An 18,528-nucleotide genomic window follows, 5' to 3' on the forward strand; every position below is an offset into this window, starting at 1 on the left:
GTATACCCCTGGTGGGGTTCCCGAGCGGCCAAAGGGAGCAGACTGTAAATCTGCCGTCATCGACTTCGAAGGTTCGAATCCTTCCCCCACCACCATCACTTCATAAAGTACCAACACATAATCAATCTGCAATGCTCCATATTCTTCCTATTCGGGAAGGATGAGAAGCTTCGACCAAGGTTCGATTCGAGCGTTAGCGAGAAAGCGTTGCCGTAGGCAACGACCCGAAGGGTGAAGCGCGCAGCGCTGAGTAATCCTTCCCCCACCACCATCACTTCATAAAGCACCAACACAAAATCAATCTGCAATGCCCCAAATTCTTCCTATTCGGGAAGGATGAGAAGCTTCGAACAAGGTTCGATTCGAGCGTTAGCGAGAAAGCGTTGCCGCAGGCAACGACCCGAAGGGCGAAGCGCGCAGCGCTGAGTAATCCTTCCCCCACCACCATCACTTTATAAAGAATCAACACCCCAAACCAACTGCAATGCCCTTTATTTGCCTGATGCGCTGTGCTTATCAGAGCTACAAACTCGACACATGCCCACAAATTGCCTGATGCACTACGCAGGCCTACGGCGCTCGCTTAAACCTGCGTAGGCTGGATAAGGCGCTTGCGCCGCCATCCGGCAAACAGACATAAAAAAACCCCGCCGAAGCAGGGTTTATCTTTCACAGAAATACGATTAGTGACGTGCACGAACAATCTGGTATTTGCGTGTCAGATATTCGACAGGGACGCTCCAGATGTGTACCAGACGCGAGAATGGGAACAACAGGAACAGCGTCATACCCAGCACAAGGTGCACACGGAAAATAAATGCGACGCCATCCAGATACTGAGACGCTCCGCCATGGAAGGTCACCACTGTCTGCGCCCAGTTCACCAGCTTCATCATCTCGCTGCCGTCCATATGCTGGGCGGAGAACGGAATGGTCAGCAGACCCAGCGCACACTGGATAACCAACAGAGAGAGGATCAGAATATCCGCTCCGGTGGTGGTGGCCCGCACTCGTGGGCTGAACAAACGACGTTTCAACAGCAGTACACCGCCAATCAGACACATTACGCCACTGGCGCCACCCGCGAACATCGCCATCTTTTGTTTCACTTCAAGCGGCAGCCACGCTTCATACATCCAGTGCGGCGTTAACATACCCAAGAAGTGCCCGGCAAAAATCCCCAGGATCCCGATGTGAAACAGGTTTGACGCCAGGTTCATCCCTTTGCGATCCAGCATCTGACTGGAGGCCGCACGCCACGTATACTGCCCGTAGTCATAACGCAGCCAACTGCCGATCAGAAAGACAGAACCCGCGATGTACGGATAGATGTCAAAGAAGAACGTATTCAGGAAGTGCATTAGTGCTGTCCTCCGGTAGTGATATTCAGATACTGCGGCGCAACGGCCCCGGCAAAACGACGCTGGTGAGCGGAGATTTCCGACTCGCCACACCCCTGATCGGCGAAGAATTTTACCTGCTCTTCTTCCCAGACCGCATCCAGCGCTTGTGGGGTATCATCACGGGCTTCATCCGCAATTTTTTCAGCCACTTTATCGCTGTCGATAACGGTATTCGCCAGTTTTAACAGCAAATCGAACAGTACTGCATAACGGCTTCCACGCTGCTGCAAACGAGCGCTGAGCAAAGCCAGAATCGGCGCGATATCCTGCAAGCCACCTAGCGCTTCGCTTTTCGGCAGTTGCGCAAGATATTCCAGATACAACGGCAGATGATCGGGAAGTTCGCGGCTGTCGAGCTGCAAACCGTGCTGTTCATACTGTGCCATCAGGTCAACCATCGCCTGACCGCGATCGCGGGATTCACCGTGTACATGTTCAAACAGCAGCAGCGAGGTGGCACGGCCACGATCAAACAGTTCGCTGTAACTTGCCTGCACATCCAGCACGTCTTGCGCGATTAGATCGCGCAGGAAAACGCCCAGAGTCTGGGCATCCTCTTTATCCAGGTTCTCAGATGACGCGAGTGCATCGAAAAGCTCCTGCTGATGCTGCCACAGGGCAGCATCCGGGTACTCGAGCAAACGCGAAACAATGACGAGTTCAATCATTGGTGCGGCTCCGTTTTGCTGGTCACATCGACAGCGTCGATGCGGCGGCTGTTGAACAGATTGAATTTAGTATCAGAACCGTGGCAACCGTCACCGAAGGTAAAGCCACAACCGCTTTTCTCCGGGAACGCGTCACGCGCCAGTTCACGATGGCTGCTCGGTACCACGAAACGATCTTCGTAGTTCGCAATCGCCAGATAACGATACATTTCCTGTGCCTGCGCTTCGCTCAAGCCCACCTCTTCCAGCGCACGGGTATCGACTTTACCGTCAACGGTTTCCGTACGTTTGTAGTGACGCATTGCCAGCATACGTTTCAGCGCCAACAGTACCGGCTGAGTATCGCCTGCGGTCAGCAGGTTCGCCAGGTACTGAACCGGGATACGCAGACTGTCAACGTCCGGCAGTATACCGTTGCTGCCCAGCTCGCCCGCATCGGCGGCAGACTGAATCGGTGACAATGGCGGCACGTACCAAACCATCGGCAATGTGCGGTATTCCGGATGCAGCGGCAGCGCCAACTTCCAGTCCATCGCCATTTTATAAACCGGAGACTGCTGTGCCGCATCGATAACGCTCAGCGGAATACCATCTTTCAGCGCCTGTTCAATAACAGCCGGATCGTTCGGATCGAGGAACACGTCCAGTTGACGCTGGTACAGATCTTTCTCATGCTCGGTGCTTGCCGCGCTTTCAATCGCATCCGCGTCATACAGCAGTACGCCGAGGTAACGGATACGACCGACGCAGGTTTCGGAGCACACGGTCGGCTGACCGGCTTCGATACGTGGATAGCAGAAAATGCACTTCTCTGACTTACCGCTCTTCCAGTTGAAGTAGATTTTTTTATACGGGCAACCGGTGATGCACATACGCCAGCCGCGGCATTTGTCCTGATCGATCAGCACGATGCCATCTTCTTCACGCTTGTAAATGGCACCGCTCGGGCAAGTCGCCACGCACGCCGGATTAAGGCAGTGCTCGCACAGACGCGGCAAATACATCATGAAGGTGTTTTCGAACTGACCGTACATCGCCTTCTGCATGTTCTCGAAATTTTTGTCTTTCGCCAGCTTCTCGAACTCACCGCCGAGGTCATCTTCCCAGTTCGGACCTTTGGTGATTTTATCCATACGCTGACCGGTGATCAGCGAGCGCGGACGGGCAATCGGCTGTGCTTTGCTGTCTGCCGGGGTGTTGTGCAGAGTCTGGTAATCGAAGTCAAACGGTTCGTAGTAGTCATCAATACCTGGCAAATGCGGGTTAGCAAAAATTTTACCCAGCAGCAGCGCTTTGTTACCCATGCGCGGCACCAGTTTACCGTTGATCTTACGGATCCAACCGCCCTTCCATTTTTCCTGGTTTTCCCAATCAGTTGGGAAGCCAGTACCCGGTTTGGTTTCAACGTTGTTAAACCAGGCATACTCCGCACCTTCACGGCTGGTCCAGACGTTTTTACAGGTTACTGAACAGGTGTGGCAACCGATGCACTTATCGAGATTCAGCACCATGCCGACTTGTGAACGAATTTTCATTTTACGCTCTCCTGTACCTGGTCATTGCCTTCGCCATCCAACCAGTCAATGTTCTTCATCTTACGAACCACCACGAACTCATCACGGTTCGAACCTACGGTGCCGTAGTAGTTAAAGCCGTAGGCCAGGTGGGCATAACCACCAATCATGTGCGTCGGTTTCGGTGTGATACGGGTCACCGAGTTATGGATCCCGCCGCGCTGCTCGGTAATCTCCGACCCCGGAATATTCACAATACGTTCCTGGGCGTGGTACATCATGGTCATCCCGGCCGGGACACGTTGACTCACAACCGCACGGGCGGTAAGTGCCCCGTTACTGTTAAAGACTTCGATCCAGTCGTTATCCTCGATACCCAGTTCTTTCGCATCCGCTTCGCTCATCCACACGATCGGACCGCCGCGGCCTAACGTCAGCATCAGCAGGTTATCGCTGTAGGTGGAGTGGATACCCCACTTCTGGTGTGGCGTCAGGAAGTTGAGCGCTTTTTCAGGGTTACCATTTGATTTCTCGCCCATCACCTCTTTCACCGAACGAGTATCAATTGGTGGGCGGTAAACCAGCAGGCTTTCACCGAAGTCTCGCATCCACTGATGATCCTGATACAGCTGCTGGCGACCAGTCAGCGTACGCCATGGGATCAGCTCGTGAACGTTGGTGTAACCGGCGTTGTAAGAAACATGTTCATCTTCCAGTCCTGACCAGGTCGGGCTGGAGATAATTTTGCGCGGCTGCGCCTGAATATCGCGGAAGCGGATTTTCTCGTCTTCTTTATTCAGCGCCAGATGCGTATGGTCACGGCCGGTAAATTCACTCAGCGCCGCCCAGGCTTTCACCGCCACCTGACCGTTGGTTTCCGGTGCCAGGGTGAGGATCATCTCAGCGGCATCAATCGCCGTATTCAGCATCGGCTGGCCTTTTGCCGGGCCTTCAGCCTTGGTGTAGTTGAGCTTACGCAGCAGGTCCATTTCGCTCTGGGTGTTCCAGGCAATCCCTTTCCCGCCGTTACCGACTTTATCCATCAGTGGGCCGATGGACGTGAAGCGTTCGTAGGTTGCCGGATAATCACGCTCAACTGTCATGATGTGCGGCGCGGTAACGCCTGGAATCAGATCGCATTCGCCTTTCTTCCAGTCTTTAACATCCAACGGTTGCGCCAGTTCGGCGGCCGAGTCGTGCTGGATAGGCAACGTCACTACGTCGGTTTCTTTGCCAAGGTGGCCCACGCAAACTTCAGAGAATTTCTTGGCGATAGCCTTGTAGATTTCCCAGTCGCTCTTCGATTCCCAGGCTGGATCAACGGCGGCAGACAACGGGTGAATAAACGGATGCATATCCGAGGTATTCATATCATCTTTTTCATACCAGGTGGCGGTCGGCAGCACGATGTCGGAGTACAGACAGGTGCTCGACAGACGGAAGTCCAGGGTAACGACCAGATCCAGCTTGCCGTCCAGTCCGTTATCCTGCCATTCCACTTCTTCTGGCTTCACGCCCCCCTGTTTACCCAGATCCAGTCCCTGAATACCATGTTCAGTACCCAGCAGATACTTCAGCATGTACTCGTGGCCTTTACCGGAAGAGCCGAGCAGGTTAGAACGCCAGATAAACAGGTTACGCGGATGGTTTTTACCGTTCTCTGGTTGTTCAGCCGCAAAGCGAATAGAACCTTCCTTCAGAGATTTAACGGTGTAATCCACCGGTGTCATCCCGACTTTTTCTGCCTCACGCGCAATGTACAGCGGGTTAGTACCTAACTGCGGCGCAGATGGCAACCAGCCCATACGTTCAGCGCGAACGTTAAAGTCAATCAAATGACCACTGTAGCGGGATTTGTCTGCCATCGGAGACAGCAGTTCCTGTGCCGTAACCGTCTCATAGCGCCATTGGCTGGAGTGGTTATAGAAATAGGACGTACTGTTCATGTGACGCGCCGGACGCTGCCAGTCAAGGCCAAACGCCAGCGGCTGCCAACCGGTCTGCGGACGCAGTTTTTCCTGACCCACATAGTGTGCCCAACCGCCGCCGCTCTGGCCGACGCAACCACAGAACACCAACATGTTGATAAGCCCACGATAGTTCATATCGAGGTGATACCAGTGGTTCAGACCCGCGCCAACAATAATCATTGAGCGGCCGTGCGTTTTATCTGCGTTATCGGCAAATTCGCGGGCTATACGCACGATCTGAGCGCGCGATACGCCAGTGATTTTCTCTGCCCATGCCGGGGTATACGCTTTGATATCGTCGTAGCTGGAGGCGCAGTTTTCATCGTTCAGACCGCGTTCCAGACCGTAGTTGGCCATGGTCAGATCATAAACGGTAGTCACCAGCGCAGTAGAGCCATCTGCCAGTTGCAGGCGTTTTACCGGCAGTTTGTGCAGCAGAACATTTTCCAGTTCAACTTTGCTAAAGTGCTCGGTACCTTCGCCGCCAAAATACGGGAAGCCGACTTCAGCGATGTCGTCCTGGCTGCCCAACAGGCTGAGCTGCAGTTCGGTTTCGTTACCGGACGTGCCGTCGCGCTGTTCAAGGTTCCATTTACCTTTTTCACCCCAGCGGAAACCAATTGAACCGTTTGGCGCAACCATTTCGCCGTCGGTATTGATGGCAACGGTTTTCCACTCTGGATTATTTTCCTGACCCAGGGAGTCAACCAGATCGGCGGCACGCAGCATACGACCCGCCGCATAATACCCGTCACGCTCTTCGAGCATCACCAGCATCGGGAAGTCGGTGTAACGACGCACGTAGTCGGTGAAGTATTGGCTCGGGTTATCAAGGTGGAACTCGCGTAGCATGACGTGGCCCATTGCCAGCGCCATTGCGGCATCGGTACCCTGCTTCGGAGCCAGCCACAGATCGCAGAGTTTAGCGATTTCAGCGTAATCCGGGGTGATGGCGACCGTTTTAGTCCCTTTGTAGCGAACTTCCGTGAAGAAGTGCGCATCTGGGGTACGGGTCTGCGGAACGTTTGAACCCCAGGCGATAATGTAACTGGAGTTATACCAGTCGGCAGATTCCGGAACGTCAGTCTGCTCACCCCAGGTCTGCGGAGACGCAGGCGGCAAGTCACAGTACCAATCGTAGAAGCTCAGGCAGGTGCCGCCAATCAGCGACAGATATCGTGCACCGGAGGCGTAGGAAACCATCGACATCGCAGGGATCGGTGAGAAGCCCGCCACGCGGTCAGGACCGTAGGTTTTAACGGTGTAAACGTTAGAAGCGGCAATCAGCTCATTCACTTCCTGCCAGGAAGAACGCACGAAACCACCACGACCACGCGCTTGTTTGAAGCTTTTTGCTTTATCGGCGTCTTCGATGATGGAGGCCCATGCGTCTACCGGATCGCTGTGCAGTCTTTTCGCTTCACGCCACATTTTCATCAGGCGTTTGCGCATCAGCGGGTATTTCAGACGGTTAGCGCTGTAGAGATACCAGGAATAGCTTGCACCACGAGGGCAACCACGAGGCTCGTGGTTTGGCAGGTCCGGACGGGTACGCGGATAATCGGTTTGCTGGGTTTCCCAGGTCACCAGACCATTTTTCACATAGATTTTCCAGCTGCATGAGCCAGTGCAGTTTACCCCGTGGGTTGAACGCACGATTTTGTCATGCTGCCAACGCTGGCGGTATCCGTCCTCCCAGTCCCTGTTGGTATTGAGAAGCTGGCCATGCCCATCGGCAAAGGTTTCGCCCTTCTGCTTGAAGTAGCGAAACCGGTCCAGGAATTTACTCATCGGTTTTCTCCTGTAGGAGCCTGACGGCTCTCTGATAAATCGACATTGCTTGATTGAGAGCGAAGGTAACGCTCTGAAAGGGCGTGAGAATTGATAACGATCAAGGCAGGCAGGGATGAAAAATGAGGGTTGGTTTTTACATACCCCCAAAGTGGGATACTGACAATTAACGTAATAAATTGAATTTAAAGGTTTTTTAATAATTCAATTATCATGCAAATGTTAAATTCTTTATAAGTGGGTATTAAGGGGTATCCCCCCTGCTTAGCAGGTTGCGTACGCCGTTCTCACAGGCTGTTGTCATGCCACAATATAAAAGTATGTTGTAACTAATTACAGTAAAAAAAAAGCGCGGTCTAACACCGCGCAATGGATAATCAACTTACACTTCATCCTTCAAACTGCTTCGCGTTGGCTGCGTTCGTTCTCCCCAGTCACTTACTTCTGTTAGCTCCTGGGGATTTCTCACTTGCCGCCTTGATGCAGTTAGAATGATTTTGTGTATACCACTTTTTTACTTTTTAGAATGACGTCCGTATACCGCCCAGGTGATAACCACACAAGCGACATAGAAGATCAGAAATACTTTCATCGCACCGACCGGAGAACCGGTTAATGCCAGGGACGTGCCAAATGCTTTCGGGATAAAGAAGCCGCCGATCGCACCAATAGCAGAGATAAAGCCCAACGCTGCCGCCGTATCGGTTGCCGCCTCGCGCATCGCTTTCTCTTCTGAACCACCTTCAGCTTTCACTCTGTCCATCGTCAGTTTTCGGAAGATTACGGAGATCATCTGGAAGGTTGAACCACTCCCCAGTCCGGCCGTCAGGAACAACGCCAGGAACACAGCGAAGAAGGCAATGAAGTTGCCGCCGACACCGTTTGATGGCAGCGTCAGGAACAGTAAGGCACTGAAAATAGCCATCAGAATAAAGTTCACCAGCGTGACGCGGGTCCCGCCCAGACGGTCAGAGATTGCGCCGCCCGCAGAACGCGCCAACGCACCAATGAACGGGCCAAAGAAGGCGTAATGCAGGATCTGCACCTCAGGGAACTGCGTTTTCGACAGCATCGCGAAACCGGCAGAGAAACCGATAAAGGAACCGAAGGTCGCCAGATATAGCAGGCTCATAATCCACAAATGCCCGCGTTTCAGCACCGGCAATTGCTCTTTCAGCGAGGCTTTGGAGGTTGCCAGTTCGTTCATACCGAACCATGCGGCCAGCGTGAAAATAGCGAGGAACGGCACCCAAATCCATGCAGCGTTTGCCAGATACAGCTGCGTGCCATCCGGTTGTTCAACCCCGTGGCTACCAAATGCGGCAAAGATTGACAATGAAACCACCAGCGGCGCGACCAACTGCATCACGCTGACGCCCATGTTGCCCAGGCCACCATTCAGACCCAGCGCGCCGCCCTGTTTCTGTTTTGGAAAGAAGAAGCTGATGTTTGCCATACTGGACGCAAAGTTCGCACCAGCGAAGCCGCACAGCAGGGAGATAATAATAAAGGTACTAAACGGCGTGGAGGTATCCTGCACCGCAAAACCTAACCATACGCAAGGAATGATCAGGATGCCGGTGCTAAATGCCGTCCAGCGACGTCCACCAAACAGGGGGACCATAAAGGAGTACGGAACACGCAGCAGCGCGCCGGACACCGAAGGTAATGCCGTCAGCATGAACAGCTGTTCAGTGGTGAAATCAAATCCGACTTTCGGTAAGTTCACCGCCACGGCGCTAAATAACATCCACACGCAAAACGCCAGCAGCAAGCAAGGGACGGAAATCCACAGATTACGGCTGGCGATTCGTTGACCACGCTGCTGCCAGAAAGCGGGATCTTCCGGCCGCCATTCGGTAATTACAGCTCCAGATGCCCTTTCCGGGGCAGATGAGTGACTCATAGACACCTCTGATACTTGTTTCGATGCCTGCAACATTAGGGTTTACAGCTGGAGGTAAGTTGATATAAATCAAAGGAAAAGGTGTCATTATTCATGCCTAAAATTTATTATTACCCTTAATGAGTACATAACTTCGGTAAAAAAGATGTGGTTTTTCACGCTTCTGTCGCCCCCTACTCCCCCTCGCCCAGGATCTCTCCCTCCACTGGCAATTAAGAGGTAGCCCGTTTGAGGTATGGGTATACTCCAGTGTATCGCCGAGAATAACGCCACTGCCTGCAGCAGAATCGTCATTCAATAAGGTTTTCTGTTCGACGAAAACCCGAAGGAACAAGTCACCATGTTTAAACGTTGTCTCTCCCCGCTTACGCTGGTCAACCAGGTGGCGCTGATTGTTTTATTGTCCACAGCCATCGGCGTGGCGGGTATGGCTGTCTCCGGCTGGCTGGTTCAGGGCGTTCAGGGTAGCGCCCATGCAATCAACAAAGCGGGATCGCTGCGCATGCAGAGTTATCGCCTGCTGGCAGCCGTACCGCTGGACGCTAGCGATCAACCGCTGCTGGATGAAATGGAGCAAACGGCGTTTAGCCCGGAGTTGACGCGTGCCGCAAAACGAGACGGACAACAGGCGCAGTTAAAAGCATTACAGGATTACTGGCACACTGAACTTGCGCCGGGACTTGCGCATGCGCAAACGCCTGATGCGGTAGCGCAGGATGTGACGCGCTTTGTGGGCGGACTGGATAAATTGGTTACCGCCTTTGACCATACCACCGAATTACGCATTGAACGCGTCGTCCTGCTGCATCGCCTGATGGCCGTATTTATGGCATTGCTGCTGGTTTTCACCATTATCTGGCTGCGCGTGCGCCTGTTAGAGCCGTGGAAACAGCTGCTGGCGATGGCGCGAGCCGTCAGCCAACGTGATTTTACCCAACGCGCGCATATCAGCGGTCGTAATGAGATGGCGGCTTTGGGCTCGGCGCTAAATAATATGTCGGAAGAACTGGCCGAAAGTTACGCTGTGCTGGAACAGCGAGTACAGGAGAAAACGGCGGGGCTGGAGCACAAAAATCAGATTCTTTCTTTTCTGTGGCAAGCTAACCGCCGCCTGCATTCTCAGGTGCCGTTGTGCGAACGCCTCTCTCCGGTACTGAATGGTTTGCAAAATTTGACCTTGCTGCATGATATTGAGCTCCGGGTTTACGACCTGGAAGATGAAGACAATCATCAGGAATTTACCTGTCAGTCAAATGCCAGTTGTGATGAGAAAGGTTGCCATCTGTGTCCTCGCGGAACGCTGCCCGCGATTGACGGCGGGATTACATTGAAATGGCGGCTGACCGACGCACATACCCAGTATGGTATTCTGCTCGCCACCTTGCCGAACGGACGCCATCTCAGCCACGATCAGCAGCAGCTGGTTGATACTCTGGTTGAGCAACTGACCGCAACGCTTGCGCTCGACAGGCATCAGGAGCGTCAACAGCAGTTGATTGTGATGGAAGAGCGTGCCACCATTGCGCGCGAACTTCATGATTCTATTGCACAATCGCTCTCTTGTATGAAGATGCAGGTTAGCTGTTTACAGATGCAGGGCGATGCGCTTTCAGATAACTGTCGCGAGTTGCTCAGCCAGATTCGTAACGAGCTAAATGCTTCATGGGCACAACTGCGAGAACTGTTAACCACCTTCCGTTTACAGCTCACGGAACCTGGATTACGACCGGCGCTGGAAGCCAGCTGTCAGGAGTACAGCGCCCGTTTTGGATTTACGGTTAAGCTGGATTATCAGCTACCGCCACGCCTGGTCCCTTCGCATCAGGCGATTCACCTGCTACAAATTGCGCGCGAAGCCCTGAGCAACGCACTTAAACACTCTCAGGCCAATGAAGTGGTCGTGACGGTGGTGCAAAATGGCAAGCAGGTCAAACTGACAGTGCAAGATAACGGCTGCGGCGTACCGGAAAACGCCGAACGCAGTAACCACTACGGCATGATAATAATGCGCGACCGCGCGCAGAGCTTGCGCGGCGATTGCCGCGTACGCCGTCGCGAGACGGGCGGTACTGAAGTTGCTGTCACTTTTATTCCCGAAACAAACTTCACAGAAGTCCAAGGAGATACCCATGAGTAATCTGGAACCGGCAACTATCCTGTTGATCGACGATCATCCGATGCTGAGAACCGGTGTAAAACAGCTTGTCAGCATGGCGCCCGATATTACCGTTGTCGGCGAAGCCAGCAATGGTGAGCAGGGTATCGAGCTGGCTGAATCCCTTGATCCCGATCTGATCCTGCTTGATCTCAACATGCCCGGCATGAACGGTCTGGAAACCCTCGATAAGCTGCGTGAAAAATCACTGTCGGGCCGTATCGTTGTGTTTAGCGTATCCAATCATGAAGAAGATGTGGTTACCGCACTGAAGCGTGGTGCCGACGGTTACCTGCTGAAAGATATGGAGCCGGAAGATTTACTGAAAGCATTGCAGCAGGCTGCCGCTGGTGAAATGGTGCTGAGCGAAGCCTTAACCCCGGTTCTGGCCGCCAGCCTGCGCGCCAATCGCGCAACATCCGACCGTGATGTTACTCAACTGACGCCGCGCGAACGCGATATTCTTAAACTCATCGCCCAGGGTCTGCCTAATAAGATGATCGCCCGCCGCCTCGACATCACCGAAAGCACAGTAAAAGTTCACGTGAAGCATATGCTGAAGAAAATGAAGCTCAAATCACGCGTTGAAGCCGCGGTATGGGTGCACCAGGAACGCATTTTCTGATAACGCGCTCATGCGTCATTGTTAACGAGGATCATTTTCCGAAACGGTAATAAACGGTTCGGTCAGTGATAGCGTGATCTCATTGGAAGAGACACGCTGGCCCTGCTCATCTTCTACCACCACAGACAACCGCCAGCGGTTTGTCGCACCTTCTCTGTTGTCCCACTTCGGCATAATAATCGTCCAACCCTGAGCGCTTCGGCTATTGCTGCCCGCCGTTAAGCTCAACGCCTGAGTATCACCCTGCCATGCCAGACGACGGATCCCATGCAAACTACGCACCTGCACCTTCAACGCCACCGTCTCACCAGGCTTGAGATCCCAGGGGGGCGTGGCCAAAAATACCGACAGTGTTTTACGCTGGCGATACTCCAGCGTCGGCAGATTGTTACGTTGTGGATCGTCATAACGACTGCCGCGCAGCGATCGGCTGTTTGCCACCTCGCTTACCATCAGCTGTTTTTTTAGCGGCACACCAAAACGATAATTTAGCGTTAATCCGAGGTTATTCTGACTGACGCCATTTTCACCCTGCTTATGCTGTGCTGTCACGGTGATCAGCGGCACCGGCGTATAGCTCAATCCCAGATTCACCGCCACAGGATTGTGGTACCCGGTTCCGGAATGAAACAGATCCACCTGGTCACCAAAATACTGCTCCACGCTGACGCTGGTATTGAGATGTTGATAGAACGGCATGCGCATTTGCGCGGTCAGGTCGTATCCCCGGGCCATCCGTTGTTCTTGAGTTGCAAAACGATCCTGCCAGGAGGACAACGGTTGATAGTAATTAGCAGATAAACGGAGGTATTCACCCCACGCCTCTGCCCCCACGCCTCCCCGAGGCAGATTCTCATCCAGCAGGTTGTCATAAAAGGTGTTGTAACCCAGTAACCAACCGTCACGAACCCAGCGCTGCCCAATCCCCGCATTACTGACCAGGCCTCCGTCCTGTTGCGTCAGCCCCAACTGGCTCCATGTGAGATAACGTTGATTGTCCTGCCACGGGATAAACCAACTTCCCCGACTCCCGGTAAAGCTGCCTTCGTTATCCACCTGCAACCCGACGCTGGCGTTTCCCCAGGGAGAGAGCCAGGATTCCAATTGCTGATTCACCTGTTCGCTGACCCTGTCGCGCACCTGGCCAAACGCAAACTGCTTCGCCTGTTCACCTGTATCAAGCCCGTTATCGGTCATGCTGGCTTCACCAAACGCTTTGACCATTTCGGCAAAGTGCTTTTCGCCTGCCCGCGACTCCGGCGCCATACCAAGATCGGGCAAGCCATCACTATTGTTATCGAAAGGGTTTTCCGCCTGGTGAATAAATGACGATTGCGCGCTGGCAGTACCGCCTGCCAACGGCAAGAGTGCAAATACAGCGAGAGATAAATAAATAATACGGCTCAAATCGTTAGTGGTTTCTTATATCTATTAGCCACAGCGGCATACTTATCTTAAACCATAACGTCTTCAGTATTGATTTTCAGCCCTTCCTTCCTTTTTCGGCATTATCCTGGCATCTAGAAATAGGTGTAACATACGTGTCAGTTTTTAACGCTCACATGCAGCAAAAGGAGTAAAAATGCAAAAGATAGTGATCGTCGCGAACGGTGCAGCCTATGGAAGCGAATCGTTATTCAACAGCCTACGTCTGGCTATCGCCTTGCGCGAGCAGGAAGGGGATCTCGATCTGCGTTTGTTTTTAATGTCGGACGCGGTAACCGCGGGATTGCGTGGTCAAAAACCCGCGGAAGGATACAATATTCAGCAAATGCTGGAGATTCTGACGGCGCAAAATGTGCCGGTCAAACTGTGCAAAACCTGCACCGATGGCCGTGGAATCACCACGCTGCCGTTAATTGACGGAGTAGCCGTCGGCACGCTGGTTGAACTGGCTCAATGGACGCTGGCTGCAGATAAAGTGCTGACCTTCTGATACACCGCTTTCAGGCAAGCACACTGAAAGTGTCGATAATTTCCGGATTTAATCGTAGATGGGCGCGGTTGCGTTGAACGTTAGCACGCCCTTTCAATCCTTTTGAGGGATTTTGTCACTTTTGTTTAATCGTTATGCCATTTTTTGATCAAAATCAGCATCCCGTTGCTCCCCCTTTGGTGTTATGCAATGAGTGAAATGTGAACAACATCACGCAGCACTTTCGACAGAAAGTACGTTGTTTTCAAGAACGGGGTGAAAAATGGCATTAGTGAAGGCAAGTTTAAAGTTATTTGGTGGCGATACGGTGGTTGTGCGCTGTTCCGAGCGCTGTCACATCCATCTGATGAGCGAGAAAAATCACGTCAAAGACACGCAGTCCGACATCTTAAGCGTGCAGGATCGTGATAACGCATGGTTGACCGTGCCCTACACCGGCATCTGGAATGTGCTGATCGACAGCCACAGCCAGTCGCTAGAGCATTCAATAAGTTATATTGCAGCCTAAGCGTTAATTGCCCGAAAAGCGCCTGGCTTTCGGGCATTCAGTTCCCGGCTGGATTCAGGCAAACCCTGGCCGCATAACGCCTTCCGGCAGATTCTCTCCCAACAATCGTTTGACCGTGATCACCAGATCGTTAAGACAGTCATCCTGCATCCCCAACTTGACCAGCTCTTGTTCCAGCGAGAACAAATACTGGGCGTTGGTGCCTAAAGGTCCGCTCGCCGCAGCGATAAGCGGCGCAATCACCTGCGCGCGCGTGTCTGACTCAAACAGCGGGTGGCGAGGATCCATAATAAAGACCAGCGCGTTCACCGTCCGACCATCATCCAGCGCCAACTGGCACCAGGTGGGCAGATAGCATCCGGTGATCATTTCACGCTTCCACAGTAAAGAAAGCTCTTGTTCGAGCGATGCGTTAGGTAAGCGGTAGGCTACACCGGTAGTGCGTCCGCCCTCTTTCAAGGCCAACATGCGTCCTGGCTGACCCGCCGTTCCTCGCCCCGCCGTCAGGCGCAGGCAAAAAGCACGGTGCCAGCCAACTAACGTCCCGGTACAGGACTCATCAAACTCTAAGGCCGGATTCCACATCAACGATCCATAACCGAAGATCCACACCGGTCCATCATCGGGTCGGCAAGCAAGCGTGGCCGCCAGTGAGGCTGCCCGTTGTTCCGCTGACCAGAGTAGTGATTCTTCAATAGCACCAAATGCCGTCTTACAGTCGGCATTCAATAAAAAATCACGCGTTAACACCTTACACCTCCGCCACTGCTGCTTCCCTGCGACAACTTTTTTGACGCCTTCCGGGCTTTTTTACTGCTCATTTTGAAACCAATAGCTGGACAATAGGCAATTCGCCGCTAGCTTGCAAGGCAACAAAGCGTCAACGGCACTTTATATCCTCTCGCGTTGCTAAGCTCTGCACTATCATTTGTATCAGTAGTATCAGCAATTTTTGTTGACGTTAAAATCTAATGCTTTGTTATTTAAATACTCTATAAACAAGATATGCAATTTTATCCGCTTGGATGCAAAAATTGGTCCATGCCGTAAAATTACGTAAAACTAGATCGGAAATACCGAAAGATCTGTTATTTTTTACATTCTTTAATACTTTTATAATTATAAATACCTGCAGAGATGGAGAATTAGTTCAATGACACAAGTACATGAGGCGGTAAAAACCCGCCACAAGGAGACCTCTCTCGTCTTCCCGATTTTGGCGCTGGTAGTCCTGTTCTTCTGGGGGAGCAGTCAGTCACTACCAGTGGTCATCGGTATTAATGCGCTGGCCCTTATTGGTATATTAAGCAGCGCATTCAGCGTTGTCCGTCATGCGGATGTATTAGCACATCGACTTGGCGAACCCTACGGGTCACTGATCCTCAGCCTGTCCGTCGTTATTCTCGAAGTCAGCTTAATCTCCGCATTAATGGCGACCGGTGATGCTGCACCTACGCTCATGCGCGACACGTTGTACTCAATCATTATGATCGTCACCGGCGGTCTGGTCGGTTTTTCGTTACTATTGGGTGGCCGTAAATTTGCTACTCAGTATATGAATCTGTTTGGTATTAAACAGTATTTAATTGCCCTGTTCCCACTGGCCATTATTGTACTGGTGTTCCCAATGGCGTTACCGGGAGCGAATTTCACTACCGCCCAGGCGCTGCTGGTAGCATTAATTTCTGCAGCGATGTACGGCGTATTTTTACTGATTCAAACCAAAACGCACCAAAGCCTGTTCATTTACGAGCATGAAGATGAAGGCGACGATGACGACCCGCATCACGGCAAGCCATCAGCACACAGCAATATGTGGCACGCCGCCTGGCTTATCATTCATCTGATCGCCGTTATTGCCGTAACCAAGATGAACGCCAGCCCACTGGAGACCTTGCTGACTGAACTGAATGCCCCAGTGGCCTTTACCGGTTTCCTGGTTGCGTTACTCATCCTCTCTCCTGAAGGGCTGGGCGCGCTGAAAGCGGTTCTGAGCAATCAGGTACAGCGGGCGATGAATTTGTTCTTCGGTTCAGTATTAGCCACTATTTCACTAACCGTACCAGTGGTGACGCTGATCGCATGGGCAACCGGGAATGATTTGGTGTTTGCGCTGGGCGCGCCAGAGATGATTGTGATGGTTTCTTCACTGGTACTGTGCCATATCTCTTTTTCCACCGGACGCACCAATGTGCTTAACGGTGCGGCACATCTGGCGCTGTTTATCGCCTATCTGATGACGATATTTGCCTGATGAAAAAAGCCGGACACCGACATAACTTGTCGGGTCCGGCTTCTTATTTCCTTTCGTATACCTGATAAGCGCAAGCTCTATCAGGCACACAAAATGAATTAGTTCTCAGTATCCAGCTCGTCGAAGCTTTTCACCAGGTCATCAATCGCTTTAATCTGCGTCAGGAACTGTTCCAGTTTTGCCAGCGGCAGCGCGGATGGGCCATCGCATTTCGCATTGGCTGGATCCGGATGCGCTTCAATAAACAGACCCGCCAGACCTACCGCCATACCGGCGCGAGCCAGTTCGGTAACCTGCGCACGACGACCGCCGCTTGCTGCGCCAAACGGATCACGGCATTGCAGCGCATGGGTAACGTCAAAAATCACCGGTGAGTTGCCGGAGACTTTCTTCATCACGCTGAAGCCCAGCATGTCTACAACCAGGTTGTCATAACCAAAGTTCGCGCCACGGTCGCACAGAATAACCTTATCGTTACCACCTTCATGGAATTTATCCACGATATTGCCCATCTGGCCAGGGCTTACGAACTGCGGTTTCTTCACGTTGATAACGGCACCGGTTTTCGCCATCGCTTCCACCAGATCGGTCTGACGCGCGAGGAATGCCGGCAGCTGAATCACATCCACCACGTCAGCAACAGGCTGCGCCTGGCTGGCTTCGTGAACGTCGGTGATCACTTTTACGCCAAAAGTCTGCTTCAGTTCCTGGAAGATTTTCATCCCTTCTTCAAGGCCCGGTCCACGGTAAGAGTGGATGGAAGAACGGTTGGCTTTATCAAAGGAGGCTTTGAACACGTAAGGGATACCCAGCTTTTGAGTAACGGTTACGTAGTGCTCACAAATGCGCATCGCCAGATCGCGGGATTCCAGCACGTTCATTCCGCCAAACAGCACGAACGGCAGGTCATTTGCCACGTTGATGTCGCCAATGCTAACCACTTTTTGTTTCATAGGATCGCCTTAAACGGTAGGTAAAGTGTCATTAATCAATGCAATACAATTTGCTTGTGCGAAATAGTATTAATCTGCGCACGAATCATTTCGCTGATCGGGTCTTCCGGACACTGCTCAACGAAATAACTTAAATCGGTCAGCGCAACATGTTCACACTCGAGCTGCGCGTAGATTAATCCACGATCGCGTATTTCATACGGATCTTCAGGATTAAACTGTAATAGTGCTTCGCTGGCACGCAGCGCCAGCTCCATTTGCCGCTCTTCCATCAGCGATGATTTCAGCGTGTCGAGCAGCTTGCGGATTACTTCTGCATTATCCGCCTCATCCAGGTCTTCGTTAAACAGCTCCGCGACCGGGCTGATATTCCCCTTCAGCCACACTTCCAGCGTGTGCTCATTTAACGTTTCGCCATTGAACGGATTGATTAGCCACATTTCGCCATCGAGCGATTCAATACGCAGGATGAGTTGTGTCGGGAAAATCACCGGCACCAGCGGTAGCTCCAGTCGGTTGGCAATCCACAACAAGATAGCGCCCAGAGATACGGCGCTGCCCTGACGATTTTTCAGTACCTGGTCAAGCCATAATGCATCAGAAAGACGATAGACGCCGTGGGTATCCGTAAACCCCCATTCGCCGTAAAAAAGTGCCAGCAGTTTTTCCAGTTGCTCATCCTGAGACAGGAGCTGGCTAATTTCTTCTTGCGCCAGACTAACCAGACGTTCCAGTTCGTCATACACAGTTTGTGTTGGAAAATCCAGACGGATAGACTCCGACGCCAGGATCATCCCATCACACAATGGCGCTTTATTAAATTCGAAATCAGCTAACGACCTCAT

The 18,528-nt window shown here is 52.4% G+C and carries 14 protein-coding genes, 1 tRNA gene and 2 other RNA genes; 8 read left to right on the top strand and 9 right to left on the bottom strand.

Going from position 1 to position 18,528, the window contains the following annotated elements:
- Positions 1-10 precede the first annotated feature (10 nt).
- The 3 genes from E6P06_RS16395 to E6P06_RS16405 all read left to right on the top strand — a co-directional run bounded on the left by E6P06_RS16395 (position 11) and on the right by E6P06_RS16405 (position 447).
- Positions 11-95: transfer RNA gene (locus E6P06_RS16395), tRNA-Tyr, on the top strand.
- A gap of 44 nt (positions 96-139) precedes the next feature.
- A non-coding RNA gene (locus E6P06_RS16400) (RtT sRNA) lies at positions 140-271 on the top strand.
- Positions 272-315: 44 nt separating this feature from the next.
- Positions 316-447: non-coding RNA, RtT sRNA (locus tag E6P06_RS16405), on the top strand.
- Positions 448-683: 236 nt separating this feature from the next.
- On the opposite strand, the gene narI is transcribed toward E6P06_RS16405, so the two are convergent.
- From narI to E6P06_RS16430, 5 genes are all read right to left on the bottom strand, one after another.
- Positions 684-1,361 (bottom strand): respiratory nitrate reductase subunit gamma, encoded by a 678-nt coding sequence (narI, locus tag E6P06_RS16410; protein WP_003020743.1) that lies wholly within the window; start codon positions 1,359-1,361, stop codon positions 684-686.
- On the bottom strand, positions 1,361-2,071 hold the full coding sequence (gene narJ, locus E6P06_RS16415) for a nitrate reductase molybdenum cofactor assembly chaperone (protein ID WP_003020745.1): 711 nt from the start codon (positions 2,069-2,071) through the stop codon (positions 1,361-1,363). The genes narI and narJ overlap by 1 nt, the downstream gene beginning before the upstream one ends.
- Positions 2,068-3,606, bottom strand: coding sequence for a nitrate reductase subunit beta (gene narH / locus E6P06_RS16420; protein ID WP_003020747.1), 1,539 nt, complete (start codon positions 3,604-3,606; stop codon positions 2,068-2,070). Before narH ends, narJ begins: the two co-directional genes overlap by 4 nt.
- Entirely contained in the window at positions 3,603-7,346 is a 3,744-nt protein-coding gene (locus E6P06_RS16425; protein WP_119174263.1) for a nitrate reductase subunit alpha, read from the bottom strand. The genes narH and E6P06_RS16425 overlap by 4 nt, the downstream gene beginning before the upstream one ends.
- A 514-nt stretch (positions 7,347-7,860) precedes the next feature.
- Positions 7,861-9,252 carry a NarK family nitrate/nitrite MFS transporter gene (locus E6P06_RS16430; RefSeq protein ID WP_003020752.1) on the bottom strand — a complete coding sequence of 464 codons (1,392 nt, stop codon included), beginning with the start codon at positions 9,250-9,252 and terminating at the stop codon, positions 7,861-7,863.
- Positions 9,253-9,592: 340 nt separating this feature from the next.
- Here E6P06_RS16430 and narX point away from each other — a divergent pair, with 340 nt between their 5' ends.
- Together narX and narL are read left to right on the top strand one after the other, a co-directional pair.
- Positions 9,593-11,389, top strand: coding sequence for a nitrate/nitrite two-component system sensor histidine kinase NarX (narX, locus tag E6P06_RS16435; protein ID WP_016150350.1), 1,797 nt, complete (start codon positions 9,593-9,595; stop codon positions 11,387-11,389).
- Positions 11,382-12,032 carry a two-component system response regulator NarL gene (gene narL, locus E6P06_RS16440; protein ID WP_003020756.1) on the top strand — a complete coding sequence of 217 codons (651 nt, stop codon included), beginning with the start codon at positions 11,382-11,384 and terminating at the stop codon, positions 12,030-12,032. Before narX ends, narL begins: the two co-directional genes overlap by 8 nt.
- Before the next feature lie 21 nt (positions 12,033-12,053).
- Here the strand turns inward: narL and E6P06_RS16445 are convergent, their stop codons facing one another.
- Positions 12,054-13,439 (bottom strand): YchO/YchP family invasin, encoded by a 1,386-nt coding sequence (locus E6P06_RS16445; protein ID WP_042270433.1) that lies wholly within the window; start codon positions 13,437-13,439, stop codon positions 12,054-12,056.
- Between the two features lie 175 nt (positions 13,440-13,614).
- On the opposite strand from E6P06_RS16445, the gene E6P06_RS16450 reads away from it, so the two are divergent.
- Together E6P06_RS16450 and E6P06_RS16455 are read left to right on the top strand one after the other, a co-directional pair.
- Positions 13,615-13,968: a DsrE/DsrF/TusD sulfur relay family protein gene (locus E6P06_RS16450; RefSeq protein WP_003020761.1), complete on the top strand. Its 354-nt coding sequence runs from the start codon at positions 13,615-13,617 to the stop codon at positions 13,966-13,968.
- A 262-nt stretch (positions 13,969-14,230) separates the two neighbouring features.
- A complete protein-coding gene (locus E6P06_RS16455; protein WP_003020763.1) occupies positions 14,231-14,476 on the top strand; it encodes a DUF1883 domain-containing protein in 246 nt (81 codons plus the stop codon).
- 54 nt (positions 14,477-14,530) lie between these two features.
- Here E6P06_RS16455 and E6P06_RS16460 read toward each other — a convergent pair whose 3' ends face one another.
- The gene (locus tag E6P06_RS16460; RefSeq protein ID WP_003020766.1) at positions 14,531-15,226 is read right to left on the bottom strand and encodes a gamma-glutamylcyclotransferase; all 696 of its coding nucleotides are present in this window, start codon (positions 15,224-15,226) and stop codon (positions 14,531-14,533) included.
- A 403-nt stretch (positions 15,227-15,629) separates the two neighbouring features.
- Here E6P06_RS16460 and chaA point away from each other — a divergent pair, with 403 nt between their 5' ends.
- Positions 15,630-16,730, top strand: a complete 1,101-nt coding sequence (gene chaA / locus E6P06_RS16465; RefSeq protein WP_003020769.1) for a sodium-potassium/proton antiporter ChaA — start codon at positions 15,630-15,632, stop codon at positions 16,728-16,730.
- A gap of 98 nt (positions 16,731-16,828) precedes the next feature.
- On the opposite strand, the gene kdsA is transcribed toward chaA, so the two are convergent.
- Both kdsA and sirB1 read right to left on the bottom strand, forming a co-directional pair.
- Positions 16,829-17,683: a 3-deoxy-8-phosphooctulonate synthase gene (gene kdsA / locus E6P06_RS16470; protein WP_003020772.1), complete on the bottom strand. Its 855-nt coding sequence runs from the start codon at positions 17,681-17,683 to the stop codon at positions 16,829-16,831.
- Positions 17,684-17,718: 35 nt separating this feature from the next.
- Entirely contained in the window at positions 17,719-18,528 is an 810-nt protein-coding gene (sirB1, locus tag E6P06_RS16475) for an invasion regulator SirB1 (RefSeq protein WP_003020775.1), read from the bottom strand.

This window comes from Citrobacter sp. CF971, from assembly GCF_006385635.1.
GTDB lineage: Bacteria > Pseudomonadota > Gammaproteobacteria > Enterobacterales > Enterobacteriaceae > Citrobacter > Citrobacter freundii.